We start from the raw sequence: 25,307 nt of genomic DNA, 5'->3' as shown, positions 1-25,307 counted from the left end.
GCGGCTCCGTGCTCCGACCGGGCATGGACCGTCCTCAGGTTGTGGTGACCAACGACACGGCGCCCCACCCTATGGCCGGGGTGCCGCCCGTGGGGGGAGCCCCGGCGCTGCGTGGTTGGATGGTCGGGTGACTGGGGACGAGGATCTGGTGGTCAGCCTCGACGGCGTCGGCGTACGCCGGGCGGGCACGGCACTGCTGCACGACGTGGACTGGCGGGTCGAGCTGGACGAGCGTTGGGTGGTGCTCGGGCCGAACGGCGCCGGAAAGACGACCCTGCTCAACCTCGCCGCCGGGCGGCTGCACCCGACCACCGGCACGGCCCACGTGCTCGGCGAGCGGATCGGCCGCACCGACGTCAACGAGCTGCGGACCCGCATCGGGCTCTCCACCGCCGCGCTCGCCGAGCGGGTGCCCGCCGACGAGCGGGTCAGCGACGTCGTTGTCACGGCCGCCTGGTCGGTGCTCGGGCGCTGGCGGGAGAGCTACGACCGCAGCGACGAGGCCCGCGCTCGCGCCCTGCTGGGCCAGCTCGGCATCGGCGGCCTCGCCGAGCGCACCTACGGCACCCTCTCCGAGGGGGAGCGCAAGCGGGTGCAGATCGCCCGCGCGCTGATGACGGACCCGGAGCTGCTGCTGCTGGACGAGCCTGCCGCCGGGCTCGACCTGGGCGGGCGGGAGGACCTGGTCGCCCGGCTGGCCGAGCTGGCGTACGACCCGGACGCCCCGGCGCTGGTGCTGGTGACCCACCACGTGGAGGAGATCCCGCCCGGCTTCACCCACGCGCTGTTGCTGCGTGAGGGCGCGGTGGTGGCGCAGGGGCTTCTCGACGACACGCTGACCGGGGACAACCTCTCCAAGGCCTTCGGGCTGCCGCTGGTGGTCCAGCGCTCCGGTGACCGGTTCACCGCCCGCGCCGCCTGACGGGAGGTCAGCGATGCGGCAGACCCGGGTCGTCGTGGTGGGCAGTGCCAACATGGATCTGGTGGGCACCGCCACCGCCCTGCCCCGGCCGGGGGAGACGCTGCTCGGCACCGACTTCGTCATGGTGCCCGGCGGCAAGGGCGCCAACCAGGCCGTCGCCGCGGCCAGGGCCGGTGCCTCCTGCGCCTTCCTCGGGGCGACCGGTTCCGACTCGTTCGGCGTCACCCTGCGGGCGCGGATCACCGCTGCCGGGGTCGACACCGGCCAGCTCCGCACGACGTACGGCATGTCGGGGGTGGCGCTGGTGATGGTCAACGCCGAGGGCGAGAACGCGATCCTGGTCAGCCCGGGCGCCAACGCCTCGATGACCGGCCTGACAGAGCCCGAGCTGACCGCCGTACGCGGTGCGGACGTGCTGCTCGCTCAGTTGGAGATCCCGGTCGGCACGGTGACCGAGGCGGCCCTCGTCGCCCGGGCGGCCGGCACCCGGGTGGTGCTCAACGCCGCCCCGGCCGTGCCGGTTCCGCCGGAGCTGCTGGCGGCGACGGATCTGCTGGTGGTCAACGAGACAGAGGCGCAGGCGCTCACCGGGCGCGGCCGGGACGAGCCGTCGGCCCTGCTCGACCTGGCGCCCCGGGCGGTGCTCACCCTCGGCGCTGAAGGCGCCTGGTACGGCGACCGGGACGGCATCGCCCTGCACGTGCCGGCGGTAAAGGTCGACACGGTGGACTCCACGGCCGCCGGGGACGCCTTCACCGCCGCGCTCGCGGTCGCCTGGGGCGAGGGCCGGGACGTGGTCGACGCGGTGCGCTGGGCGGTGGCGGCGGGGGCGGCCTGCGCCCGTCGGCTCGGCGCCTCGGTGGCGCTGCCCAGCCGGGCCGAGATCGACGAACTCTACGTACCTGCCTGAGCGACGCCGCGCCTCACGCCTCCGAGTCGTCGGTGAGTTTCTCGCCGCGACGGCGAAGCATGCCCAGCCCGGGGATGCCGGCGACGGCGAGCTTCAGGTCGCGGGTGACGTCGAGCAGGTCGTGCAGGTCCGGGCCGACCCGGTCCAGAGTGGCCAGAATCGGCAGGATGTCCGCCGACAGGTGCTGCTTGAGCTTGGGCAACTCGTCGACGAGCCGGATCGCGGCCGTCACCTCCTCGTGGCTGAGCTGCTCGACGAAGTGGTTCGCCATCGGAGCGGCCCGGCGCAGCGCCGGCTCGTACGCCGTCAGCAGCTCGGCGGCGGTGGCCGCGGCCTCCGCCGCGGTGCCCACCGTGCCGGCGGCCCGGCCGGCCACCGCGTCGGCCTCGGCGACCACCGCACCGGCCGCGCGGGACACCTTCTCCGCTTCGCCGACCACGACGGCCGCGGTCGCGGCCACCTCGGTGGCTGTCCCGATCGCGGTGGTCGCGGCGGCGCTGATGACGGCGACCTCCCGGACCGCGCCTTCGGCGTCGGTGAGCACCCGGTCGGTGCGGTCGAGGGTCTGCTCGATCCGGTCCACCACGCCGTCGATCCGGTCCACCACGCCGTTGACCCGGTTCAGCAACGCCTCCACCGAGTCCAGCACGGCGAATGCGCGGGCCGGCACGGCGGTGAGCGTCGCCGCCGAGCCGAGAGCCTGGTCGAGGGCGGCGCGGGTCAGACCGACGACCGCGGCGGGCCGGGGGAGGGGAATCACCATGGCACCAGTGTGCGTCGCCCGCGCACGGACCGCCGGACAGAGCGGCGGGCCCCGAGGTCAGGAGTCCGTGTGCTGCTCGACCGCGCGCTGCACCGCCCGGTAGATCTGGCCGAACCGCAGCGCGTCCGGCGTACGCAGCAGCAGCACCTCGCGGCCGTGGTGCTGGACCCAGAGCTCGTGCACCTTGCTGCCCCGTTCGTAGGAGCGGTCGAGCCAGCCGAGCGGGATCTCCAGGAAGGGGGTCAGGGCCAGCGCGCCGACCACGCACGCGGCGACGATGATCAGCGCCAGCTGCCACTCGCCCCGGTCCTGCGCGGACCAGGCCAGCGAGAGCACGCAGACCACCGCGACCAGCGGCGGCAGTGAGAGGAGCAGGACCAGGAGGCCGCGGCCCAGCACCCGCCCCCGTACCGCCAGTGTCTTCGGCCCCTGCGCGTGCCAGACGTACGTCACGTCGGTGATCGCCACGGCGTGGCCGCCCACCCGGATCGACTCCGAGGTCACCTGCACCGCGTCGTCCCGGTAATAGATGGTCATCACTAAGCCTAGCCATTCGTGGGCAGTTGCCCGCCGGTGACCGCGCCTCGTCCGCTGGCGAGGGGATGACCGGTGGCCCGCTGTCGAGCTGAATCGTTTACGACATCGCTGGCGTCCCCGGGCCCGCTTGCGCCGGGTGAGTCGTTCACGACATCAGCTCGATAGGGCGCGAGGTGGGGTGTTGCTGCTGCCGCGCTGTCGAGCTGCCCCGTTCATGGGACCGCTTCGGGGCGTGCGAACCGGCGGGCCTGCCCCATCAACGGGGCAGCTCGACAGCGTGGGCGGCAGGTCGCCTTGCCCGGCGCGCCCCCATCAGGCCCGCGTCGCCCAGGCCCCCGACGACGGCCGGGGTGGTCAGCGCCGACCACGGCTGCCTCGTCCGCCAACGCGGTGTCCAACAACGACGTGGGTGGTGGCCAGGAACGGCGTGGGGCGGTGCGGGTCGCCTCGTCGAGGCCGACCGTCAGCGGCGGCGGGGCGACGCCGGCTGGCTGGCCTCGACGGCCCGCTGCACCGCCCGGTAGATCTGGCCGAAGCGCAGCGCGTCGCGGGTGCACAGCAACAGCACCGGCTGGCCCCGCCAGCGGGCCCAGATCTCCAACTGCCGGCTGCCTCGGGTGTACGAGCGGTCGAGGTGCTCGAAGAGGAAGTCGGCGACCGGTCCGACCGCGAGCCCGATCAGCACCGAGGCGCCGACGATGGCGATGGTGACGGTGAGGGAGCGGTCCAGCCAGAGCGCGAGCGCGACGCCGAGGGTGGCGGTCACCAGGGGGCCGGCGAGCGCCGCGCCGATCGCGCCGCGCCCGGCGAGCACCCGCCAGGACCGGCTGCCGCGTTGGTGCCAGACCATGCTGATCTCGGCCAGCCGGAAGGTCCGGCCGTCCACCCGGACGGCTGTCGAGGTGACCTGCACGGACCTGTCGTCGTAATACGTGATCATGGCGATGCTCCCGGTGGCGGGCCTGAGACCACAGTACTTACCCCAACGATCCGGGTCGTAAGGTTGGCACGCGACTTCGACGAGGAAGTGAGGGCCAGCGTGGGCGAGTTCGTGCGGTTGGAGACCAAGGACGGCATCGGCACCATCCGGTTGGAACGGCCGCCGATGAACGCCCTGAACACCCAGGTGCAGGAGGAGTTGCGCGCCGCCGCCGCGACGGCCACCGCCGACCCGGGCGTCCGCGCCGTCATCGTGTACGGCGGGGAGAGGGTCTTCGCGGCCGGCGCGGACATCAAGGAGATGGCCGACATGTCCTACGTGGACATGGCGGACCGGGCGGCCGACCTGTCCAGCGCGCTCGGCGCGATCGCCCGGATCCCCAAGCCGGTCGTCGCCGCGATCACCGGCTACGCCCTCGGCGGCGGCTGCGAGCTGGCGCTGGCGTGCGACTGGCGGGTGGTGGCCGAGGACGCCAAGCTCGGCCAGCCGGAGATCAAGCTCGGCATCATCCCCGGCGCGGGCGGCACCCAGCGGCTGGCCCGACTGGTGGGCCCGGCCCGCGCCAAGGACCTGATCATGTCCGGCCGGATGGTCGACGCCCAGGAGGCTCTGCGGATCGGCCTGGCCGACCGGATCGCCCCGGCGGCCGAGGTCTACGACACCGCGGTCGAACTGGTCCGCCCGTACCTCAACGGCCCGGTGCAGGCCCTGCGTGCCGCGAAGCTCGCGGTCGACGGCGGCCTGGACATGGACCTGAACTCCGGCCTGGCCTGGGAGAGCCAGCTCTTCGCGGCGCTGTTCGCCACCGACGACCGGCGCGAGGGCATGGCGGCGTTCGTGGCGAAGCGCAAGCCGGACTTCACCGGCCGCTGATCCGGCCCGGGCCGGCGGGGCGACCCGCCGGCCCAGGCGTCGAGCCGAGAGCTGTTCACATTCCGAATACCGGTGAGTAGCGTGTGACTCCGGTCATGCGGACGAAGGGAAAGCGGCGATGACGGAGCGGATCGAAGGTCACGGCGGGGAGCTCGCGCTCGCGGCGTTGCGCGCGTTCGGGGTGCGGGAGATGTTCACCCTCTCCGGCGGGCACGTCTTCCCGCTCTACGACGCCGCGCACAAGACCGACTTCCCGATCTACGACGTGCGGCACGAGCAGTCGGCGGTCTTCGCCGCCGAGGCGGTGGCGAAGCTCCAACGTCGTCCCGGCCTCGCCGTGCTCACCGCCGGCCCCGGCGTCACCAACGGCATCTCGGGGCTGACCAGCGCATACTTCAACGCCTCGCCGGTGTTGGTGCTGGGCGGCCGGGCACCGCAGTTCCGCTGGGGCTCGGGCAGCCTCCAGGAGATGGACCACCTGCCGCTGGTCGCCCCGGTCACCAAGCACGCCGAGACGGTGTTCAGCCCCGACGACATTCCGCGCGCGGTGACCGCGGCGCTGACCGCCGCGCTCACCCCGCACCGGGGCCCGGTCTTCCTCGACTTCCCCCTGGAGGCGGTCTTCTCGGTCTCCGACGCCGAGCTGCCCGCGCTGCCGGGAATCGCGCCGGTCGAGCCCGACCCCGACGAGGTGACGAAGGCGGCCGGCCTGATCGCCGCCGCCCGCCGCCCGGTGATCATCGCCGGCTCCGACGTGTACGCCGGGGACGCGGTCGCCGCCCTGCGGGCTGCCGCCGAGTCGCTCCAGGTGCCGGTCTTCACCAACGGCATGGGCCGGGGCGCGTTGCCGCCGGAGCACCCGCTCGCCTTCGCCAAGGCCCGCCGGGCGGCGCTGAGGGGCGCCGACGTGGTCGTGGTGATCGGCACTCCGCTGGATTTCCGGCTCAGCTTCGGTGACTTCGGCGACGCCCAGGTGGTGCACATCGTCGACGCGCCCAGCCAGCGGGCCGGGCACGTCCAGCCGGCCGCCGCCCCCGCCGGTGACCTCCGGCTGATTCTCACCGCGCTGGCCGACCACCCCGGCGACCGGGCCGACCACGGCGACTGGATCGCCGACCTGCGTACCGCCGAGGATGCCGCGAAGGCCCGCGACGCCGAGGAGATGTCCGCCGAGACGGACCCGATCCGGCCCGCCCGGGTCTACGGCGAGCTGCGCAGGGTGCTGGCCCCGGACGCCATCACCATCGGCGACGGCGGCGACTTCGTCTCGTACGCCGGCCGCTACCTGGAGCCCGCGCAGCCCGGCACCTGGCTCGACCCCGGCCCGTACGGCTGCCTGGGCACCGGCATGGGCTACGCGATGGGGGCCAGGGTCAGCCACCCCGACCGGCAGATCTGCGTCCTGATGGGCGACGGCGCGGCCGGCTTCTCGCTGATGGACGTGGAGTCCCTCGCCCGGCAGAAGCTGCCGGTGGTGATCGTGGTCGGCAACAACGGCATCTGGGGCCTGGAGAAGCACCCGATGCGGGCCATGTACGGCTACGACGTCGCCGCCGACCTCCAGCCGGAGCTGCGCTACGACCAGGTGGTCGGCGCCCTGGGCGGGGCCGGCGAGACGGTGGCGAAGGCCGCCGACCTCGGGCCGGCCCTGGGGCGGGCGTTCGACGCCGGCGTGCCGTACCTGGTCAACGTGCTCACCGACCCGGCCGACGCGTACCCCCGCTCGTCGAACCTGGCCTGATTCGGTCCGACCGCCGTCGCCGGGAGTCCGGCGACGGCGGCGGGCTCAGGTGCCCGGGGTGGACCCCTCGGGGCGGTCCTCCTCGCGCGGCGGCTCGCCGTCGCGCCGGCGCATCTCGTCCTCGCGGCGGCGCAGGTCCTCCTCCCAGCGGCTGAACAGCTCCTGGTCGTCCTGCCGGGAGCGTTCGCCGAGCGAGCGGAGAAACTCGGGATCGTCGTCGGGGGCGACCGGGCGGGGCCGCTCCCGGGCCGGCAGGATCCGGCCCTTCGGCGCCCCGCCGGCAGGCCCGGCAGGGGTGCGCTCACGCCCCGCGGCGAACCAGGCGAGGGAGCCGAGCAGCGGGAAGAACAGGATGATCAGCACCCAGGCGATCCGGGGCAGGGCTTTGATCTCGCCCTCCTCGGCGGAGAGGCAGCTGATCAGCGCGCAGACGGCGAGGACGATCTGCACGACGAAGAGGAGGACATAGAGCCGGGCCATGCGTCAATCATGGCACCGGCTCCCGTCAACCCAGCCCGCGCGCCGCCAGAAGGGTGCCGAGCAGCGCGAGACCGGCGGTGGCGAGGGCGACCAGGGGCAGCGACCGCCCGTAGCCGGGGGCCGGTCCGGTGCCGGTGGCCCGCCGCCAGCAGACCGTCAGCGCCGCGCCCCAGCCCAGCACGGCGACCCCGGCGACCAGCGAGCCGAACGCCTCGCCGGCCGCCCCGCCAACGGGTGGGCCGGTGAGCGCGAGCCGCACGGTCAGCACCATGATCACGGTGAGCGCGAGCGCCGTACGCCGCCAGGCCAGCCGGGTCCGCTCGGGTTGCAGCCCGGGGTCGCGCGTCGGACGGTCCGGTGCCGGCGGCTCCGCTGCGCGGCTCACGGGCCGCCGCCGACCGCCCGGGCCAGCACGGCCGCCACCAGCAGCAGCGCGCCGAGGCCGACGACGAGGGCGAGCACCGCCGGGAAGCGGGAGGCGGGCAGCTCCTCGCCGAGCCGGATGGCCCGTTCCGTACGCGCCCAGTGGTCGACTGCCCGGACGGCGACCGTGCCGCCGAGCAGCAGCAGTGCGATGGCGATCACCTCGCGCAGGTGTGCCAGCGGCAGCGGCGGCAGGAACTGCGCGGCGGCCAGTCCGCCGGCGACCAGCGCCAGTCCGGTGCGCAGCCAGGCCAGGAAGGTCCGCTCGTTGGCCAGCGAGAATCGGTAGTCGGGAGTGCTGCCGACCGAGCGCATTTCGCGCGGGTCGAACCATCGCCTGATCGCCTGCCACACGTGGCTATTATCCGTTTCCGTCCGGCCGTAGCCTGGAGCGGTGACGGATCTTGACGTGACGACGCTGCGAAACACGTACGACAACCAGTTGCGGGCGCTGGCGCCCGACCCGTTGCCGGACGGGGTGACGGTGGAACGGGACGGCCCGCTGATCCGCGTTCTCGGCCTCGACCGCGGCGGCTTCCTCACCTACCGCGACCTCGACGGGTTGACCGGCGCGGCGCTGGACGAGTTGATCTCCCGGCAGGTGGAGTTGTTCCGGGGGCGTGGCGAGCCGGTGGAGTGGAAGCTGCACGGCCACGACGAGCCGGCGGACCTGCCGGACCGGCTGCGCGTGGCGGGATTCGTGCCGGAGGAGCGGGAGACCGTGGTGATCGGGCCGGTCGCGCCGCTCGCCGCCGCGCTCCCGGTCGTCCCCGAGGGCGTACGCCTGCGTGAGGTGACCGCCCGCGCGGACCTGGACCGGATCGTGGCGATGGAGGAGGCGGTCTGGAACGCCGACCGCAGCCACCTGGCTCCCGGTCTGGAGAAGGAGATCGCGGCCGACCCGCAGTCGATCACGGTGGTGGTGGCCGAGGCGGGCGACGAGGTGGTGAGCGCGGGTTGGGTGCGCTACGTGCCGGGGACTGGGTTCGCCACGCTGTGGGGCGGTTCGACGCTCGAGCCCTGGCGTCGCCGGGGGATCTACCGGGCGCTGGTGACCCATCGGGCCCGGCTGGCGGCCCAGCGCGGCCTGGCGCTGCTCCAGGTCGACGCGTCCGACGACAGCCGGCCGATCCTGGAGCGGCTCGGTCTCGTCCCGGTCACGACCACCACCCCGTACGTCTACACTCCGTGATCATGGAACAGCGGTTGACGGCCGAGGAGCGGCTGACCCTCAAGACGGGCGCGTTCGGGGCGGTCTTCCTGGTGGCCAACGCGGACCCGGGGATGCTCGCCCTGTTCCGGGAGAGCTTCGCCGCCTCCGGTGCGATGGCCGACAGCAGCGGGGTGGTGAAGGAGGCGCTGACCAGCGGTCCGCTGCCGAAGCTGCCCCGGGACTCGGCGCTGGAGATCGAGTCGGTGGTGCTGCCGGCGCTGGGCCGGGCCGTGGAGATCCTGCGCGAGAAGTCGCCGGGGGACGTGGCGGGCTACCGCGAGGTGGTGCTGTCCGCGGCCGAGCGGGTGGCCGGCGCGCACCGGGGCGTGACCCCGGCCGAGGCGGCGGCCATCGAGCGGATCAGGGGTGCGTTGGATCAGCCGGCGTGAACCGTGACGGCGCCCAGAGCGCCCGGACGGTGGCCCGGACGCACCGGTCGCGGACCCGGCCGCAGGCGCACCGGTACGCCTCGGGTCGCGTCCGGCGGCAGAGGTGCAGCGGGACGTCGTGACCGCCGATGGTGGCGTTTTCTGGCATTTCGTACACCTCCTGATTCGTCAGATTACCCGCCCATGGGGGCCTCGGTGACCTGTGTCACCCTGAGGTCGCCGGAGTCGGATGCTACTGGCAGGTAACATTGCGTCGTGGGCAACTGCACAGCACCGCGCGGTTGACCGGCGTCAACGGACGCGCGAGGCTGCGCCCCAGACCGGGCGAGCGATCGCAACACCAACAGGAGGGTCGTCGAAGCGCGATGAACATCGTCGTACTCGTCAAGCAGGTGCCTGATTCGGGCGCGGACCGCAGCCTGCGTAGTGACGACAACACTGTCGACCGCGGTTCGGCGAGCAACGTCATCAACGAGATGGATGAGTACGCCATCGAGGAGGCGTTGAAGATCAAGGAGGCGCACGGGGGTGAGGTGACCGTTCTGACGATGGGTCCGGAGCGGGCGACCGAGTCGATCCGTAAGGCGCTCTCGATGGGTCCGGACAAGGCCGTGCACGTGTTGGACGATGCCCTGCACGGGTCGTGTGCGGTGGCGACGTCGAAGGTGCTGGCTGCTGCGCTCGGTCAGCTCAACGCCGATCTGGTGTTGTGTGGCACGGAGTCGACCGACGGTCGGGTGCAGGTCATTCCGCACATGGTCGCCGAGCGGTTGGGTGTTGCGGCGTTGACCGGTGCCCGCAAGCTGACGGTCGATGGTTCGACGTTGACGGTGGAGCGGCAGACGGAGGAGGGCTACGAGGTGGTCACCGCTACCGCCCCTGCTGTGGTCTCCGTGTGGGACACCATCAACGAGCCGCGTTACCCGTCGTTCAAGGGCATCATGGCGGCGAAGAAGAAGCCGGTGCAGACGTTGTCCCTGGCTGACCTGGGTGTGGCTGCGGCCGAGGTGGGTTTCGAGGGTGCGACGAGTGCGGTGTTGGAGCACACCAGGCGTCCGCCGCGTTCCGGTGGGGCGAAGGTCACCGATGAGGGCGATGGCGGCGTGAAGCTGGTCGAGTTCCTCGCTACCGAGAAGTTTGTGTGAGGGGTCTGGACATGTCTGAGGTTCTCGTCGTTGTCGAAGCCACTCGTGAGTTCGGCGTCAAGAAGGTCACCCTGGAGATGCTCACTCTCGCCCGTGAGTTGGGCGCCCCGAGTGCGGTTGTGCTCGGTGGTCCCGGCGCCGCCGAGGCGTTGAGCGCCAGGCTGGGTGAGTACGGTGCGGAGAAGATCTACGCGGCCGAGAGTGAGGAGATTGACGGCTATCTGGTGGCCCCGAAGGCGACTGTGCTGGCCGGGTTGGTCTCGCGGGTGCAGCCGGCTGCCGTGTTGTTGGCGTCGTCGCAGGAGGGCAAGGAGATCGCCGCCCGGCTGGCCGTCAAGTTGGACAACGGCATCCTGACTGACGTGGTCGGTCTGGGTGCCGATGGCATCGCCACCCAGGTGGCGTTTGCCGGTTCTGCGATCGTCAAGTCCAAGGTCAGCCGTGGTCTGCCGTTGGTGACTGTCCGGCCGAACTCGGTCAACCCGATCCCGGTGGCGGCCAGCCCGGTTGTTGAGCAGTTGACCGTCGCGGTCACGGACTCCGACAAGTTGGCCAGGGTCGTCGAGCGGGTTGCGGAGCAGAAGGGTTCCCGTCCGGAGTTGACCGAGGCGGGTGTGGTCGTCTCGGGTGGTCGGGGTGTGGGTAACGCCGACAACTTCAAGCTGGTCGAGGAGTTGGCGGACCTGCTGGGCGGTGCGGTCGGCGCGTCGCGTGCTGCGGTGGACTCGGGTTACTACCCGCACCAGTTCCAGGTGGGTCAGACCGGTAAGACGGTGTCTCCGCAGCTCTATGTGGCGCTGGGTATTTCGGGTGCGATTCAGCACCGGGCCGGTATGCAGACCTCGAAGACCATCGTGGCGGTCAACAAGGACGGTGAGGCGCCGATCTTCGAGTTGGCCGACTTCGGTGTGGTGGGCGACCTGTTCAAGATCGTCCCGCAGGCCGCAGACGAGATCCGCAAGCGCAAGTGAGCTGACCTTCGTCCGATCGGGGGCCGGGAACCGCGACACGGTTCCCGGCCCCCGCCGTCTCCGGGGCGCCGCCCGGAACGGCCCGGGGACCCGCGTCTACCTGCGACGATGAAGGCGCTCTCCCGGGGCATCCGAGCGCGGTCGTCCCGTGCGGAACAGGAGTGTGCCGATGCCGGAGAACCCCGAGGGCGATCACCACGCGCTCGCCGTACACGAGGTCGTGCTGTTGCTCGGGGCCGACACCGAGCACGGGCTGACCGACGAGGAGGCAGCGGCCCGGCTGACGCGGTACGGGCCCAACGTGCTGCCCACCGCTGCCGGGGGCGGGGCCCTGCGCCGCCTGCTGCGGCAGTTCCACAACCCGCTGATCTACGTGCTGGTCGCCGCCGGCGTGGTCACCCTGCTGCTCGCCGAGTACGTCGACTCGGCAGTGATCTTCGGGGTGGTGCTCGTCAACGCCGTCGTCGGCTTCCTCCAGGAGTCCAGGGCCGAGGCGGCCCTCGACGCGCTGCGGGCGATGGTGCGTACGCAGGCTCGGGTGGTGCGCGCCGGCCGGCAGCGTCAGGTGCCGTCGGACGTCGTGGTCCCCGGGGACCTGGTGCTCATGGAGGCGGGCGAGAAGGTGCCCGCCGACCTGCGGCTGGTCCGTGCCGCCGAGCTGCGCGCCGACGAGTCGGCGCTGACCGGCGAGTCGCTGCCCGTACGCAAGGACGAGCTGGTCGTGCCGGTCGAGACGCCGGTGGCCGACCGCCGCAACCTGCTCTACTCCGGCACCCTGCTCACCGGCGGCACGGCGGTCGGCGTCGCGGTGGCCACCGGGGCGGAGACGGAACTGGGCCGGATCCACCGCCTGGTCGGCGGCGCGCAGGTGCTGGACACGCCGCTGACGGTGAAGCTCGCCAAGTTCAGCCGGCTGCTCACCGTGGCGATCCTGTTCCTCGCCGCGGTGACCTTCGCCATCGGCGTGGTGCGGGGGCAGGACGCCGGGGAGACGTTCACCGCCGCCGTGGCGCTGGCAGTGGGCGCGATCCCCGAGGGGCTGCCCGCCGCCGTGACGATCACCCTGGCGATCGGCGTGTCCCGGATGGCCCGCCGCCGGGCGGTGATCCGGCGGCTGCCGGCGGTGGAGACCCTGGGCAGCACCACGGTGATCTGCACCGACAAGACCGGCACCCTCACCGAGAACCAGATGACGGTGCAGGTGCTCTGGACGCCGCAGGGCCGCTACGAGGTCAGCGGGGCCGGTTACGCCCCGACCGGCGAGATCCGGGACTGCGCGGGCGGCCCGGCCCCGACCGGGGAGGGCGCGCTGCGCTGGTCGCTACTGGCCGGTGTGGCGTGCAACGACGCCCGGCTGGACGAGCAGGACGGCCGCTGGGCGGTGCTGGGGGACCCCACCGAGGGGGCGATGCTGGTGGCCGGCGCCAAGGTGGGGCTGCACGCGTACGAGGTCGCCGCGGAGCTGCCTCGGGTGGCCGCCGTCCCGTTCACCTCGGAGCGGCAGTTCATGGCGACCCTGCACGACCGGCCCGACGGCGGGCGGGTGGTGCTCGTCAAGGGGGCGGTGGAGCGGCTGGTCGAGTGGTCCTCGTCGACGTTGCGTTCGGACGGCTCGACGGGGCCGCTCGACGCCCCGGCTGTGCTGGCCGCCGCCCACGAGCTGGCCGCCGAGGGGCTGCGGGTGCTCGCCACGGCGATGCGGCCAGTCGGCCCGACGGACGCGCTCGTGGAGGAGGAACTGGCCGGCAACCTGGTCTTCACCGGGCTGCACGCGATGCTCGACCCGCCCCGGGCCGCCGCCGCGGCGGCCGTCGAGTCCTGCCACCGCGCGGGGATCGAGGTGAAGATGATCACCGGGGACCACCTGGCGACCGCCAGTTCCATCGCGCGTCGCCTCGGGCTGCTGCGTGCCGCACCCGGCCCGGGCGACGTGCTGACCGGCGCCGACCTGATGGCGTTGCCCGCCGAGGAACTGCCCGCGGTGGTACGGCAGGCGTCGGTGTTCGCCCGGGTCTCACCCGAGCAGAAGCTGCGGCTGGTGGAGGCGTTGCAGGCCGACGGCCAGGTGGTCGCGATGACCGGCGACGGGGTCAACGACGCCCCCGCGTTGCGCCAGGCCAACATCGGGGTGGCCATGGGGCGCAGCGGCACCGAGGTGGCCAAGGAGGCCGCCGACGTCGTGCTCACCGACGACGACTTCGCCACCATCGAGTCGGCCGTCGCGGAGGGGCGTGGCGTCTTCGCCAACCTGACCAAGTTCATCACCTGGACGCTGCCCACCAACGCGGCGGAGGGACTGGTCATCCTCGTCGCGATCGTGCTCGGCTCGGCGCTGCCGATCCTGCCGAGCCAGATCCTCTGGATCAACATGACCACGGCGGTGTTCCTCGGCCTGACCCTCGCCTTCGAGCCGAAGGAGCCCGGGATCATGGACCGGCCGCCCCGCGACCCCGGTCAGTCCCTGCTTACCGTCGCGCTGGTGGTCCGGGTCCTGCTCGTCTCGGCGCTGCTGGTGGTGGGCGCCTGGTGGCTGTTCGAGTGGGAGCTCTCCGGCGGGGCCGACCTGGCACAGGCGCGGACCGCCGCGGTGAACCTCTTCGTCACCGTGATGGCGTTCTACCTGTTCAGCTGCCGCTCGCTGACCCGCTCGCCGTGGCGCCTGGGCCTGTTCAGCAACCGCTGGCTGATCGTCGGGGTGCTGGTGCAGGCCCTCAGCCAGCTCGCCCTGACCTACCTGCCGGTGATGAACGACCTGTTCCGTACGGCACCCATCGGCGGGCAGACCTGGCTGCGGATCCTGGGCATCGCCGTCGTGGTCTCCGCCATCGTCGCGCTCGACAAGCGGTTCGGCAGGTTCGGCCGCAGGCTGGGCTGAGCCGTTCGGCCGGGCAGGCAGGCGAGGCTCGGCGGGCCGGCGGCCGGGCCGGCGATGGGAGCTGATCGGCGGGCCGGGGAGCTGAGCCGGCCCGCCGATCAGCCCGTCAGGGTGCCCCCAGCAGGCTCTCGCCGGAGTGGGCGGTGTTGTTGCCGTACGACGCGGTGGAAACGTCGACAGTTGATGAGCCAGACCTCGTAGTACCCCGGGACGGCGGGGAGAATCGCCATGTGCCGGCGTGACCGGATTCCCGGTTCGGCGCGGGCGCGCGGCCGGGGCGGGAGCGGACCGCCTCCCGTCCCGCTCCGGACGGGCCGACTCCGACCGCCGACGGGTCTGGCGGCGGTCGTAGGCTGAACCGTGATGGCATACCTGGATCACGCGGCGACCACTCCGATGCTCGACGCGGCACTGGAGGCGTACGTCGCCACCGCCCGTGAGGTCGGCAACGCGTCCTCACTGCACGCGGCGGGCCGCCGTGCCCGGCGGTGGGTGGAGGAGTCGCGGGAACGGGTGGCCGCCGCGCTGGGCGCCCGGCCCTCCGAGGTCGTCTTCACCGGCGGGGGGACCGAGAGCGACAACCTCGCGGTGAAGGGCATCTTCTGGGCCCGCCGCTCCGCCGACCCCCGGCGGGACCGGGTCGTCTCCAGCGCCGTCGAGCACCACGCGGTGCTCGACGCGGTGGACTGGCTGGCCGACCACGAGGGGGCCGGGGTGGGCTGGCTCTCCGTCGACGCCACCGGTCGCCTCAGTCCGGACGAGCTGCGCGCCGAGCTGGCCGCACACGAGGGCCAGGTCGCGGTGGTGACCGCGATGTGGGCCAACAACGAGGTCGGCACCGTGCAGCCGGTCGCCGCCCTGGCCGCGGTCGCCGCCGAGTACGGGGTGCTGTTCCACACCGACGCGATCCAGGCCGTCGGGCAGGTCCCGGTCGACTTCTCCGCCAGCGGGGTCGCCGCGCTGACCGTCACCGGGCACAAGCTCGGCGGGCCCGCCGGGGTGGGCGCCCTGCTGCTCGCCCGCGACGTGTCGGCCACCCCGCTGCTGCACGGCGGCGGCCAGGAGCGCGACGTGCGTTCCGGCACCCTCGACACCGCCGGCATCGTGGCCTTCGCGGTCGCCGTCGAGGCGGCGGTCAAGGGCCAGCAGGAGTACGCGGCCAGGATCGCCGCGCTCCGCGACGACCTGGTCGAGCGGGTACGGTGCGCGGTGCCCGAGGTCGTCTTCAACGGCGACCCGACCGACCGGCTGCCGGGCAACGCACACTTCTCCTTCCCCGGCTGCGAGGGCGACGCCCTGCTGCTCCTGCTGGACGCCCAGGGGATCGCCTGCTCGACCGGCTCGGCCTGTTCCGCCGGCGTGGCCCAGCCCTCACACGTACTTATCGCCATGGGTGCCGACGACGACCGCGCCCGCTCCTCACTGCGCTTCACCCTCGGCCACACCAGCACCCCCGCCGACGTCGACGCCCTCATCGCCGCCCTCCCGACCGCCGTCGAACGCGCCCGCCGCGCCGCCGCCCTCCGCACCCCCCGCTGACCCCCCGCCCCGCCCCCCGCGCGCCTCCCGTCGCGCGTCCCGCCCTGCGCGTGCTGCCCTGCGCGTGCTGCCTCGCGATCTTGCACTTCCTGCCCCTCGTTTGTGTATTTTGCACCTTTTGCCGGGGCCGTAAGTGCAAGATCGCGCGGCGGGGGGCGTGACGGCGTGACGGCGTGACGGCGTGGCGGCGCGGCGGCGCGGCGGGGCGTGGGGGCGGGCGGGGGTAGGGGAGGGCGGGAGCGTGGGGGTGGAGTGGGGTGGGGCGGGTGGGTGGAGGCGGGGATAGGGTCGGTGGGTGAAGGGGGTGGGCCGGTGAGGGTGTTGGCGGCGATGTCGGGTGGGGTCGACTCGGCGGTCGCGGCGGCGCGAGCCGTGGAGGCGGGACACGACGTGACCGGCGTGCACCTGGCGCTGGCCCGCAACCCGCAGACGTACCGCACCGGCGCGCGTGGGTGCTGCACGCTGGAGGACTCCCGGGACGCCCGGCGGGCCGCCGACGTCATCGGCATCCCGTTCTACGTGTGGGACATGGCCGACCGCTTCCACTCCGACGTGGTGGACGACTTCGTCGCGGAGTACGCGGCCGGTCGTACGCCCAATCCCTGCCTGCGCTGCAACGAGAAGATCAAGTTCGCCGCGGTGCTGGACCGGGCCGTGGCCCTGGGCTTCGACGCCGTGGTCACCGGCCATCACGCCCGGCTCGGCGCGGACGGCCTGCTGCGTCGCAGCGTCGACCTGCCCAAGGACCAGTCGTACGTGCTGGCGGTGCTCACCCGCGAGCAGTTGGACCGGTCGGTCTTCCCGCTCGGCGACTCGACGAAGGCGCAGGTCCGCGAGGAGGCAGCCCGGCGTGGGCTGGCGGTGGCCGACAAGCCGGACTCGCACGACATCTGCTTCATCGCCGACGGGGACACCCGCGGCTTCCTCGCCCGGCAACTGGGCGAGGCTCCCGGCGACGTGGTGGACGCCGCCACCGGCGCCGTCGTGGGCAGCCACGGCGGCGCGTACGCGTACACGGTCGGGCAGCGGCGCGGCCTGCACCTGGACCGTCCGGCGCCGGACGGCCGGCCGCGCTACGTGCTCTCCATCACGCCGAAGACCAACACCGTGACGGTGGGTCCGGCCGAGGCGCTGGAGGTTTCCCGGGTGCGCGCCGAGCGGCCGGTGTGGACGGGCGGCCCGCGCCCCGACGTGCCGCTGGAGTGCGAGGTGCAGCTGCGGGCGCACGGGGACGTGGTGCCGGCGGCGGTCGAGCTGACCGCCGAGGGTCTGCGCGCCGAGCTGCGCCGCCCGGTCCGGGGGGTCGCCGCCGGCCAGGCGATCGTCGCGTACCGGCCGGATCCGGCCGGCGACGTCGTGCTCGGCTCCGCCACCATCACCGGCTGACTGCCGTCGGGCGTCGGGCCTCCGCGTACCGGATAGTCTTCGGCCGTGACAGATCAGGTGTGGCCGTGGCCGGCCGGCGCGGCGACCGGCATCGGTTCGCTTCCCGGCACCGACATCGCCGAGGCGCAGCGGATCGTCCTCGGTGAGCTTCCCGCGCTGCCCCACCTGCCGGAGCTGCCGGCCCGGGGCCCCGGCGCCGACCTGATCGGCCGGACCGCCGGTCTGCTGGTCGAGCTGCCGGTCGAGTTGTACGCCGCCCGTTGGCGGGTCGCTCCACGCCCCGGACGGGACCTGCGCCGCGCCCGCGACCTGATGGAACGCGACCTCGACCAGCTCGCCGAGCAGGCCGAGGAGTATGCGGGGCCGGTCAAGATCCAGGCCGGTGGCCCGTTGACCCTGGCCGCCTCCCTGGAGCTGCCGATCGGCGGCCGGATGCTGCGCGATCCCGGCGCGGTCCGGGACCTCACCGGCTCGCTCGCCGAAGGTTTGCGCGGGCACGTCGCGGCGGTCGCCCGTCGGCTGCCGCACGCCACCGTGCTGCTCCAGCTCGACGAGCCGTCGCTGCCGACGGTCCTCGCCGGGCGGGTGCCCACCGAGAGCGGGCTCGGCGCGTACCGGGCCGTGGAGCCGGGCGACGCCGCGTCGCTGCTGCGCACGGTCGTCGAGGCGGCCGGCGTGCCGACCGTGGTGCACTGCTGCGCCCCGGACGTGCCGCTGGAGCTGATCCACTCGACCGGTGCCGTCGGCGTGGCCCTCGACCTCGGCTTCGTCACCGACCTGGACCCGCTGGGCGAGGTGATCGACGCCGGGCTCGGGCTGCTGGCCGGCGCCGTGCCCACCGGGCCGTCGACCGCCGGTCGCGCGCCGACCTCGGCGCAGGTCGCCGACCGGGTACGACAGCTCTGGGACCGCCTCGGGTTCCCCCGCCGGCAGCTCGCCGAGCAGGTCGTGGTGACCCCGGCCTGCGGCCTCGCCAACACCACCGGGCAGTACGCGCGCGCGGTGCTCGCCGCGTGCCGGGACGCGGGTCGGCGGCTAGCCGAGGACTGAGGCTTCCCGGCGCGCGGGCTGGGCAGGATGGGCGCGGGTCGCGGTCGCGAACGGGCTCGACGACGTTGATGGCGGCTGTCGGGTGGTGCGGGTTGCGTGCGGGCGGCATGATCGCGGGAATGATCGACACCTCGCTCCGGCGGGCCGCCGGCTCCCTCTTCGGCCTCGCCTACGGTGACGCGCTGGGCAAGCCGACCGAGTTCCTGACCGTCGCCGAGATCGTTCGCCGCTACGGGCCGGCCGGCCCGCGTGACCTCGCTGGCGACCCGGCGCTGGTGACCGACGACACGCAGATGGCGTTGGCCGTCGGCTGGGCGCTGCACGACGCCCCGGCGCTGACCCCGGAGGCGGTCGAGCCGCTGCTGCGGGGGCGCTTCCTCGCCTGGGCGGCCAGCCCGGAGAACAACCGGGCGCCGGGCATGACCTGTCTGCGCGCCTGCGCGGAACTCGGGCGCGGGATGCGCTGGCAGGAGGCGACGGTCGCCGGCTCGAAGGGCTGCGGGGCCAACATGCGGGTCACCCCGATCGGCCTGGTCGACGTCGACCTGGACACCCTCGCCGGGCTGGCCCAGCTCCAGGCGGGGCTGACCCACGGGCACCCGACGGGCCTCGCGGCCAGCGAGCTGACCGCGTACGCGGTGCGGCTGCTGCGCGACGGAACGGCGCTGGCGCAGCTGCCCCGGCTGCTCGTCGACCGGGCCCGCGACCAGCGGCGGGTCTACCGCGCCGACTGGCTCGGCGACCTCTGGCAGCGCCCCGGCGTGGACGCGCCGGAGGACTTCATCGCCCGGGGCTGGGACGAGTGCCTCGCGGTCCTCGGCCGCCTCGACGCCGCTCTCGCCGGCCCGGACGACGGCGGCGACCCGTGCCGGCACACCGGCGAGGGGTGGATCGCCGAGGAGGCGCTGGCCACCGCCCTGTTCTGCGCGATCCGGCACGCCGACGACCCGGTGGCCGCGCTGGCCCGGGGTGCCACCACCGCCGGCGACTCAGACTCGATCGCCGCCCTGGCCGGCGCCTTCGTCGGCACCGCGCGGGGCATGGCGGCCTGGCCCGCCGGATGGGCCACCCGCATCGAGTACGCCGACCAGCTCGACACCCTTGCCCGCGCCTGGGACCACCCCGCCTGAGCCTGGCGGCCCGGCCGGGCCTGGCGGCGAGCCGGGCCGGGCCTCCAGGACGGCGGTCTCCGGGACGGGCCGGGCCTCCGGGACGGGCCGGGTCTCCGGGACGGGCGTCCTCAGGAGGGCCGGCAGGGACAGCGGTCAGGCGCCGGGGAGGTGCGGGAGGCGGCGGATGCGGCGCCACAGGGCGGGGTCGCAGGCGCCGGCGTGGCGGGAGAAGTCGGCCAGCGGGACGTGCGCCGGCTCGGCCAGGTCCACGAAGCTGTCGTGGTCGGCGTCGGTGTCCCACTCCCGGGTCGGGATGCGCACGTGGTCGTCCCGGGTGCTCTTGTCCTGACTGGTGATCTTCAGGACGTCGGCGCCCACGCTGTCGGCGCGCAGCACCAGGCAGGGCCGCACCTTCGAGCCGGTGCCGTCGGCGTACGGGACCTCGGCCCACCAGATCTCGCCGGGACGCGGCGCCCCGGTGGGGGACCGCTCTGCGGTGCGCGGTCGGGGTGGCGCGGTGGACCGGCCGGGGCCGCCCGGCGGCGTCCTGCGGCCGGGCCGGGTACCCGGACGCCGGGGCGGGCGCGCTCCGACGTCACGGTCGCCCCGCCGCCGTTCGTTCCACGCCCAGCCGGCGGCCACGGCCAGCACGATCGCCGCCGCCCAGAGCAGCCAGTCCGGCATCCGTACCTCCGCCTCGTCAGTGGGCGCGGCGCGGACGCCGCGGGTTCGACGGTGCGGCGGACCTGCCCGCGCGGCCCCGCCGTCCGGCGATCCTCGCACGCCGGCGGCCCCGTCGCCGCTCGGGCGCGGCGGGTGGCCGGCGGATTGTCCCACCGGCCCGATACGGTTCCGGGACAGCGGAATCACGGGAGGCGCACGGTGTCCGAGGAAGCCATTCCCCAGCAGGTCACTCCGGCACAGGAGGCGGCGGCCGGCGCCGAGCCGACCCCCGATGCCCGGGAACGGCACGCCACGCTCAGCCAGGAGTTGACGGAACACCAGTACCGCTACTACGTGCTGGACGCGCCGACCATCGCCGACGCCGAGTTCGACCGGCAGTTGCGGGAGCTGGAGGCGCTGGAGGAGCGGTTCCCGGCGCTACGCACCCCGGAGTCGCCGACCCAGCGGGTCGGCGGCACCTTCTCCACCGACTTCACCCCGGTCGCCCACGCCGAGCGGATGTTCTCCCTGGACAACGCCTTCGCCGACGAGGAGTTGGCGGCCTGGGTCGAGCGGGTCGAGCGGGACGCGGGCGGGCCGGTGCCCTACCTCTGCGAGCTGAAGGTCGACGGGCTCGCCATCAACCTCACCTACGAGCGTGGGCGGCTGGTCCGGGCGGCGACCCGCGGCGACGGCCGCACCGGCGAGGACGTCACCGCCAACGTGCGCAGCATCCGCGACGTGCCGGGCCAGCTCGCCACGTCGGCCGAGTTCCCCGACGTGCCGGAGTTCGTCGAGGTGCGAGGCGAGATCTACTTCCCGGTGGCCGCCTTCGCCGACCTCAACGCCGGGCTGGTCGAGCAGGGCAGGCCACCGTTCGCCAACCCGCGTAACGCCGCTGCCGGCAGCCTGCGCCAGAAAGACCCGCGGATCACCGCGTCCCGGCCGCTGCGGCTGGTGGTGCACGGCATCGGCGCCCGCCGTGGTTTCCGGCCGGTGACGCAGTCCGAGTCCTACACGGCCCTGAAGGCGTGGGGGCTGCCGACCAGCGACCGCTGGCGGGTGGTGCCCGACCTGGCCGGTGTCGCGGAATACATCGCCCACTACGCCGCGCACCGGCACGACGTCGAGCACGAGATCGACGGCGTGGTGGTCAAGGTCGACCCGGTCCCCATCCAGGGCCGGCTCGGCTCGACCAGCCGGGCGCCGCGCTGGGCGATCGCCTTCAAATACCCACCGGAGGAGGTGAACACGAAGCTGCTCGACATCGACGTCGAGGTCGGGCGCACCGGCCGGGTCACGCCCCGGGCCGTGCTCCAGCCGATCAAGGTGGCCGGCTCCACCGTCGCGTACGCCACCCTGCACAACGCCCGGGAGGTCGAGCGCAAGGGCGTCCTGATCGGTGACACCGTGGTGCTGCGCAAGGCCGGCGACGTGATCCCCGAGGTGCTCGGCCCGGTGGTCGACCTGCGCCCCGCCGACGCCCGGCCGTTCGTCATGCCCACCACCTGCCCGGCCTGCGGCACGCCGCTCGCACCCGCGAAGGAGGGCGACGTCGACATCCGCTGCCCCAACTCGCGCACCTGCCCCGGCCAACTGCGGGAACGGGTCTTCCACCTCGCCGGCCGCAAGGTGTTCGACATCGAGGCGCTCGGCTACAAGGGTGCGGCGGCGCTGCTCGACGCTGAGGTCATCACCGACGAGGGTGACCTGTTCTCGTTGGACGAGAAGCAGCTCGCCCGGTCGCCCTTCTTCGTCAACAAGGACGGCACGCTCGGCAGCAACGCCGTCAAGCTGCTGGACAACCTGGCCGTGGCCAGGGAGCGCGACCTGTGGCGGGTGCTGGTGGGCCTCTCCATCCGGCACGTCGGCCCCACCGCCGCGCAGGCGCTCGCCCGGCACTTCCGCTCCATCGAGGCGATCGACCAGGCCAGCGAGGAGGAGCTCTCCTCCGTCGACGGCGTCGGGCCGACGATCGCGGCGAGCATCCGCGAGTGGTTCGCCGTCGACTGGCACCGCGAGGTGGTCCGCAAGTGGCGCGAGGCCGGCGTACGGATGGCCGAGGAGGCGGTCGACGAGGGGCCACGCCCGCTGGAGGGGCTCACCGTCGTGGTCACCGGCACGCTGGCCGGGTTCAGCCGCGACCAGGCGTCCGAGGCGATCCAGAGCCGGGGCGGCAAGGTGAGCGGGTCGGTCTCCAAGAAGACGTCCTTCGTCGTGGTGGGTGAGAATCCCGGCTCGAAGGCCGACAAGGCGGCGGGCCTGAAGCTGCCGATCCTGGACGAGGACGGTTTCCGGGTGCTGCTCGACGCGGGCCCGGACGCCGCCCGGGAGGTCGCCCGCACCGAGGAGTGACCGCCGGCCCGGCAGGGTAGGTCGAGATACCAACTTAATTACGACTACGACCGATTCGCGACTGTCGTGTCGGGCATTGCGACACGGAGGGCGTTTCATTGGTGGCACGGCGTGCGACCGGGTCACGCCCCGTGGAACGAGCCCTCGGGAGGTGTGATGGAGGCCGCAGACTCGCGCAACTCCGTTCCGCCTGGCCGGACCCGCCCGTTCTTCGTCTTCGTCTGGTCGGTGGTCGCGCTGGCCGCGGTGCTCTGCGTACGGCCGCTGCTCGACCTCCCGGCGGAGCTGCCGCGACTGCCGGTGGCGTTCTGGGTGATGGCGGCCCTGGCCGTCGGCTGTGACGCGCGCCCGTTCGTCCCGCCCGGCCGCCGGCAGACCTCCGCCGTCTTCCCGTCCACCTGCTTCACCTTCGCCATCCTGCTCGGTTGGGGGTTCGGCCCGGCGATCCTGGTGCAGGCGGTGGCCGTGGTCGTCTCCGGCTGGCGGATGGGCCATGCGCCGTGGCGGACCGCCTTCAACGCCGCCCAGTACGCCGGGGCCCTGGGCGCCGCGTACGCGGTCACCTGGCTGGGGCCCGGGAGCATCTTCGACGGCGGGCGGCTGCGTGGGACGGATGTGCTGGCGGTGGGCGGCGCGACGGTGGCCTGGTTCGCCGTCAACTACGCGCTGGTCAGCGTGGCCGTCCGGTTGCGCTTCGGCGACCGGTGGTGGCCCAGCCTGCGGCAGGGGCTGGGCTTCGAGCTGCTCTCCACCGGCTCGTTGCTGCTGCTCGCCCCGGTGCTGGTCACGGCGGCGCGGGCCAGCGCGGCGTTGATCCCGCTGGTGCTGGTGCCGCTGTTCGCCGTCTACCGGATGGCCCGGCTCAGCGTCGAGCAGCAGCAGCTCGCCTCCCTGGACCCGCTCACCGGCCTGCCCAATCGCAAGGCGCTGCTGGCCGAGGTCGGCGAGCAGGTGCACCTGCACGCCGAACGGGCGGCCCGCGGCGAGCCCGGTGCCCGGCTGGCGCTGCTCCTGATCGACCTCGACCGGTTCAAGAACGTCAACGACGCGCTCGGGCACGCGGTGGGGGACCGGCTGCTGGTCGAGGTGAGCGCCCGGCTGACCGACGTGGTCGGTGAGGGCATGGTCGCCCGGCTGGGCGGGGACGAGTTCGCCATCGTGATGACCGGCCTGGCCGACGTCGACGAAGCCCGCGAGCTCGCCGGCCGGGTGGTCCGCGCGTTGGCCGAACCGGTGTCGCTGGACGGGCTGCCGCTCGACGTGGGCGGCTCGATCGGCGTCGCGCTCTTCCCCGAGCACGGCGAGGACTTCGCGACCCTGATGCGCCACGCCGACGTGGCGATGTACGACGCCAAGCACCGCAACGACACCGTGGCGGTCTACGCGGCCGAGTCCGACCACAACTCCGCCGAGCGGCTCGCCCTGCTCGCGGACCTGCGCCGGGTGCTGGAGGCGGGCCGCCCGGCCGGCGACCCGCCCGTGGCGGGCGTGGGCGGTGACGGTGCCCCGCGCGACGGGGTGGTGGCCGTTCGGGGCGACGCGGCGGTGGCCGTCGCGGGTGACGGGGCGGTGGCCGTCGGGGCGGGGCCGACGTCGGGCAGCCGCCCGCCGGGTGACGGGCGGGCCGGCGGCGCGCGGGGTGACGGGCGGGCCGTCAGCGCGCGGGGCGGGGACGGGGCCGAACTCCCGGCCGAGGGTGTGGGCCTCGCCCCCGGGGCCGGCCGCTGGCGGCTGCGCCGTCGCAGGCAGCGGCCGGAGCCGCCGCACACCGACGAGCTGATCAACCGGATCGTCACCGCCGCCGACCCGATCCGCCGCCGGGCCGTGGCCGCTCCGGAACCCGACCCCGACCGCGGCGCCGGTCCCCACCACGGCGACGGCCCCGGCCGCCGCGACGGCGTCGGGCGCCCCGGCAGGCCGGGTGCCACGGTCGTACGCGGGCAGGGTCCGCCCGCCGACGACGGCGCGGCGGATCGCGGCGGCGACCGCGTCCCGGCGGGCCGGCGGGGTGCCCGGCTCGACGCGGCCGGCCGGCGCGTCGCGGACCCCGACCCGGCCGTCGACGCGGGCGAGATCACCATGTACTACCAGCCGCAGGTCGCCATCGCGACCGGCGAGGTGGTCGGCGTGGAGGCGCTGCTGCGCTGGCGGCACCCCCGCCGGGGGATGGTGGACCCGGAGGAGCTGATCCGGGTCGCCGAGCAGAGCGCGGTGATGCGGCTGCTCACCCGTCGGGTGGTGGACGACGTGGTGGAACAGCTAGCCAAGTGGTCGGCCGCCGGAATGGATCTGCCGGCGGCGCTCAACGTCAGCGTGCGGGACCTGCACACCGGCGAGATCGCCGACCAGATCGCCGACCGGCTCGCCCGGTACGGCGTGTCGCCGCAGCGGCTGCAACTGGAGATCACGGAGGGCGCCCTGATGGCCGACCCGCGTCGGGTGCTGGCCACCATCACCCGACTGCACCGGATCGGCGTGGGCATCGCGCTGGACGACTTCGGCACCGGCTACTCCTCCCTCCAGCACCTGCGGCGGCTGCCGCTGTCCGAGGTGAAGGTGGACCGCTCCTTCGTGCTGGGGATGGCCGAGGACGCCGACGACGCGGCCATCGTCAAGTCGACGATCGAGCTGGCGAAGGCGCTCGGGCTACGGGTGGTCGCCGAGGGCGTCGAGGACGAGCGCACCTGGCGCATGCTGTACGCGGCGGGCTGCGACGCGGCGCAGGGCTGGTTCTACGCCCGGCCGATGCCGGCCGAGGAACTGGCCGGCTGGCTCGCCCGCTACCGGCCGGTCCGCCCGACGCCCAGCCCCGACGCGGAGATTCCCCGCCGGCACGCCCGCTGAATCACCCGTCCCGCAGGCGCGGCGGGTCGGCGGACGACGCCCCGCCCCGCCAAAGGGGGAGTCGGGGACGCGCCGCCGGGGCGGAACAATAGACTCGCTCCGGTCACCGCGCGTCACGCACCTCGGCCGCGCGGCCGACACCGGTCCGACCCACAGCACCGTCACGAAGGGGGCAC

At 73.9% G+C, this 25,307-nt stretch carries 22 protein-coding genes; 15 read left to right on the top strand and 7 right to left on the bottom strand.

Annotation, left to right across the window (positions count from 1 at the left end; genetic code table 11):
- The first annotated feature begins 127 nt into the window (after positions 1-127).
- Both GA0070608_RS03220 and GA0070608_RS03215 read left to right on the top strand, forming a co-directional pair.
- Entirely contained in the window at positions 128-922 is a 795-nt protein-coding gene (locus GA0070608_RS03220; RefSeq protein WP_245715674.1) for an ABC transporter ATP-binding protein, read from the top strand.
- Between the two features lie 13 nt (positions 923-935).
- Entirely contained in the window at positions 936-1,832 is an 897-nt protein-coding gene (locus GA0070608_RS03215) for a ribokinase (RefSeq protein ID WP_091621346.1), read from the top strand.
- Between the two features lie 13 nt (positions 1,833-1,845).
- Here the strand turns inward: GA0070608_RS03215 and GA0070608_RS03210 are convergent, their stop codons facing one another.
- The 3 genes from GA0070608_RS03210 to GA0070608_RS03200 form a co-directional block, all read right to left on the bottom strand.
- Positions 1,846-2,595: a hypothetical protein gene (locus tag GA0070608_RS03210; protein ID WP_091621343.1), complete on the bottom strand. Its 750-nt coding sequence runs from the start codon at positions 2,593-2,595 to the stop codon at positions 1,846-1,848.
- 57 nt (positions 2,596-2,652) lie between these two features.
- Positions 2,653-3,132 carry a DUF6232 family protein gene (locus GA0070608_RS03205; protein ID WP_091621337.1) on the bottom strand — a complete coding sequence of 160 codons (480 nt, stop codon included), beginning with the start codon at positions 3,130-3,132 and terminating at the stop codon, positions 2,653-2,655.
- Positions 3,133-3,595: 463 nt separating this feature from the next.
- Positions 3,596-4,072 carry a DUF6232 family protein gene (locus GA0070608_RS03200; protein ID WP_091621332.1) on the bottom strand — a complete coding sequence of 159 codons (477 nt, stop codon included), beginning with the start codon at positions 4,070-4,072 and terminating at the stop codon, positions 3,596-3,598.
- A gap of 99 nt (positions 4,073-4,171) precedes the next feature.
- Here GA0070608_RS03200 and GA0070608_RS03195 point away from each other — a divergent pair, with 99 nt between their 5' ends.
- A complete protein-coding gene (locus tag GA0070608_RS03195) occupies positions 4,172-4,945 on the top strand; it encodes an enoyl-CoA hydratase-related protein (RefSeq protein WP_091621328.1) in 774 nt (257 codons plus the stop codon).
- Positions 4,946-5,063: 118 nt separating this feature from the next.
- Positions 5,064-6,686, top strand: coding sequence for an acetolactate synthase (locus tag GA0070608_RS03190; RefSeq protein ID WP_091621324.1), 1,623 nt, complete (start codon positions 5,064-5,066; stop codon positions 6,684-6,686).
- 45 nt (positions 6,687-6,731) lie between these two features.
- On the opposite strand, the gene GA0070608_RS03185 is transcribed toward GA0070608_RS03190, so the two are convergent.
- From GA0070608_RS03185 to GA0070608_RS03175, 3 genes are read right to left on the bottom strand one after another with little or no spacing between them, the layout of a single operon-like run.
- Positions 6,732-7,166 (bottom strand): PLD nuclease N-terminal domain-containing protein, encoded by a 435-nt coding sequence (locus GA0070608_RS03185; protein ID WP_091621321.1) that lies wholly within the window; start codon positions 7,164-7,166, stop codon positions 6,732-6,734.
- Positions 7,167-7,191: 25 nt separating this feature from the next.
- Positions 7,192-7,551, bottom strand: coding sequence for a DUF202 domain-containing protein (locus GA0070608_RS03180; protein WP_091621318.1), 360 nt, complete (start codon positions 7,549-7,551; stop codon positions 7,192-7,194).
- The gene (locus GA0070608_RS03175) at positions 7,548-7,904 is read right to left on the bottom strand and encodes a YidH family protein (RefSeq protein WP_411970808.1); all 357 of its coding nucleotides are present in this window, start codon (positions 7,902-7,904) and stop codon (positions 7,548-7,550) included. Before GA0070608_RS03175 ends, GA0070608_RS03180 begins: the two co-directional genes overlap by 4 nt.
- A gap of 79 nt (positions 7,905-7,983) precedes the next feature.
- Here GA0070608_RS03175 and GA0070608_RS03170 point away from each other — a divergent pair, with 79 nt between their 5' ends.
- The 9 genes from GA0070608_RS03170 to GA0070608_RS03130 all read left to right on the top strand — a co-directional run bounded on the left by GA0070608_RS03170 (position 7,984) and on the right by GA0070608_RS03130 (position 19,287).
- Positions 7,984-8,781: a GNAT family N-acetyltransferase gene (locus GA0070608_RS03170; protein ID WP_091621310.1), complete on the top strand. Its 798-nt coding sequence runs from the start codon at positions 7,984-7,986 to the stop codon at positions 8,779-8,781.
- A 2-nt stretch (positions 8,782-8,783) separates the two neighbouring features.
- Positions 8,784-9,191, top strand: a complete 408-nt coding sequence (locus tag GA0070608_RS03165; RefSeq protein ID WP_411970768.1) for a hypothetical protein — start codon at positions 8,784-8,786, stop codon at positions 9,189-9,191.
- A 365-nt stretch (positions 9,192-9,556) separates the two neighbouring features.
- Positions 9,557-10,336, top strand: a complete 780-nt coding sequence (locus tag GA0070608_RS03160) for an electron transfer flavoprotein subunit beta/FixA family protein (protein ID WP_091621302.1) — start codon at positions 9,557-9,559, stop codon at positions 10,334-10,336.
- Positions 10,337-10,347: 11 nt separating this feature from the next.
- A complete protein-coding gene (locus tag GA0070608_RS03155; RefSeq protein WP_091621297.1) occupies positions 10,348-11,307 on the top strand; it encodes an electron transfer flavoprotein subunit alpha/FixB family protein in 960 nt (319 codons plus the stop codon).
- Positions 11,308-11,476: 169 nt separating this feature from the next.
- Positions 11,477-14,182, top strand: coding sequence for an HAD-IC family P-type ATPase (locus GA0070608_RS03150; protein ID WP_091634175.1), 2,706 nt, complete (start codon positions 11,477-11,479; stop codon positions 14,180-14,182).
- A 363-nt stretch (positions 14,183-14,545) separates the two neighbouring features.
- On the top strand, positions 14,546-15,721 hold the full coding sequence (locus GA0070608_RS03145; RefSeq protein ID WP_091621292.1) for a cysteine desulfurase family protein: 1,176 nt from the start codon (positions 14,546-14,548) through the stop codon (positions 15,719-15,721).
- Between the two features lie 312 nt (positions 15,722-16,033).
- Positions 16,034-17,107: a tRNA 2-thiouridine(34) synthase MnmA gene (gene mnmA / locus GA0070608_RS03140; protein WP_091621289.1), complete on the top strand. Its 1,074-nt coding sequence runs from the start codon at positions 16,034-16,036 to the stop codon at positions 17,105-17,107.
- A gap of 45 nt (positions 17,108-17,152) precedes the next feature.
- Positions 17,153-18,157, top strand: coding sequence for a methionine synthase (locus GA0070608_RS03135; RefSeq protein ID WP_091621286.1), 1,005 nt, complete (start codon positions 17,153-17,155; stop codon positions 18,155-18,157).
- A gap of 119 nt (positions 18,158-18,276) precedes the next feature.
- Positions 18,277-19,287: an ADP-ribosylglycohydrolase family protein gene (locus GA0070608_RS03130; RefSeq protein WP_176733621.1), complete on the top strand. Its 1,011-nt coding sequence runs from the start codon at positions 18,277-18,279 to the stop codon at positions 19,285-19,287.
- 135 nt (positions 19,288-19,422) lie between these two features.
- On the opposite strand, the gene GA0070608_RS03125 is transcribed toward GA0070608_RS03130, so the two are convergent.
- The gene (locus GA0070608_RS03125; protein ID WP_091621281.1) at positions 19,423-19,953 is read right to left on the bottom strand and encodes a type II toxin-antitoxin system PemK/MazF family toxin; all 531 of its coding nucleotides are present in this window, start codon (positions 19,951-19,953) and stop codon (positions 19,423-19,425) included.
- A gap of 198 nt (positions 19,954-20,151) precedes the next feature.
- Between GA0070608_RS03125 and ligA the strand changes: the two genes are divergently transcribed.
- Together ligA and GA0070608_RS03115 are read left to right on the top strand one after the other, a co-directional pair.
- Positions 20,152-22,287 (top strand): NAD-dependent DNA ligase LigA, encoded by a 2,136-nt coding sequence (gene ligA / locus GA0070608_RS03120; RefSeq protein WP_091621279.1) that lies wholly within the window; start codon positions 20,152-20,154, stop codon positions 22,285-22,287.
- A 156-nt stretch (positions 22,288-22,443) separates the two neighbouring features.
- Positions 22,444-25,131 carry a GGDEF domain-containing phosphodiesterase gene (locus GA0070608_RS03115; protein ID WP_091621276.1) on the top strand — a complete coding sequence of 896 codons (2,688 nt, stop codon included), beginning with the start codon at positions 22,444-22,446 and terminating at the stop codon, positions 25,129-25,131.
- Positions 25,132-25,307: the final 176 nt, after the last annotated feature.

The sequence above is a fragment of the Micromonospora peucetia genome (assembly GCF_900091625.1).
Classification (GTDB): domain Bacteria; phylum Actinomycetota; class Actinomycetes; order Mycobacteriales; family Micromonosporaceae; genus Micromonospora; species Micromonospora peucetia.
The sequence above is the reverse complement of the archived record's forward strand: the minus strand, read 5'-3'. Positions and strand labels throughout refer to the sequence as shown.

Coding starts and splice junctions, on each gene's coding strand:
- GA0070608_RS03115 (WP_091621276.1), top strand. CDS start 22,444: ATGGAGGCCGCAGACTCGCGCAACTCCGTTCCGCCTGGCCGGACCCGC.
- GA0070608_RS03130 (WP_176733621.1), top strand. CDS start 18,277: ATGATCGACACCTCGCTCCGGCGGGCCGCCGGCTCCCTCTTCGGCCTC.
- GA0070608_RS03200 (WP_091621332.1), bottom strand. CDS start 4,072: ATGATCACGTATTACGACGACAGGTCCGTGCAGGTCACCTCGACAGCC.
- GA0070608_RS03185 (WP_091621321.1), bottom strand. CDS start 7,166: ATGGCCCGGCTCTATGTCCTCCTCTTCGTCGTGCAGATCGTCCTCGCC.
- GA0070608_RS03190 (WP_091621324.1), top strand. CDS start 5,064: ATGACGGAGCGGATCGAAGGTCACGGCGGGGAGCTCGCGCTCGCGGCG.
- GA0070608_RS03175 (WP_411970808.1), bottom strand. CDS start 7,904: ATGCGCTCGGTCGGCAGCACTCCCGACTACCGATTCTCGCTGGCCAAC.
- GA0070608_RS03210 (WP_091621343.1), bottom strand. CDS start 2,595: ATGGTGATTCCCCTCCCCCGGCCCGCCGCGGTCGTCGGTCTGACCCGC.
- GA0070608_RS03205 (WP_091621337.1), bottom strand. CDS start 3,132: ATGACCATCTATTACCGGGACGACGCGGTGCAGGTGACCTCGGAGTCG.
- GA0070608_RS03155 (WP_091621297.1), top strand. CDS start 10,348: ATGTCTGAGGTTCTCGTCGTTGTCGAAGCCACTCGTGAGTTCGGCGTC.
- GA0070608_RS03125 (WP_091621281.1), bottom strand. CDS start 19,953: ATGCCGGACTGGCTGCTCTGGGCGGCGGCGATCGTGCTGGCCGTGGCC.
- GA0070608_RS03160 (WP_091621302.1), top strand. CDS start 9,557: ATGAACATCGTCGTACTCGTCAAGCAGGTGCCTGATTCGGGCGCGGAC.
- GA0070608_RS03165 (WP_411970768.1), top strand. CDS start 8,784: ATGGAACAGCGGTTGACGGCCGAGGAGCGGCTGACCCTCAAGACGGGC.
- GA0070608_RS03145 (WP_091621292.1), top strand. CDS start 14,546: ATGGCATACCTGGATCACGCGGCGACCACTCCGATGCTCGACGCGGCA.
- GA0070608_RS03215 (WP_091621346.1), top strand. CDS start 936: ATGCGGCAGACCCGGGTCGTCGTGGTGGGCAGTGCCAACATGGATCTG.
- GA0070608_RS03150 (WP_091634175.1), top strand. CDS start 11,477: ATGCCGGAGAACCCCGAGGGCGATCACCACGCGCTCGCCGTACACGAG.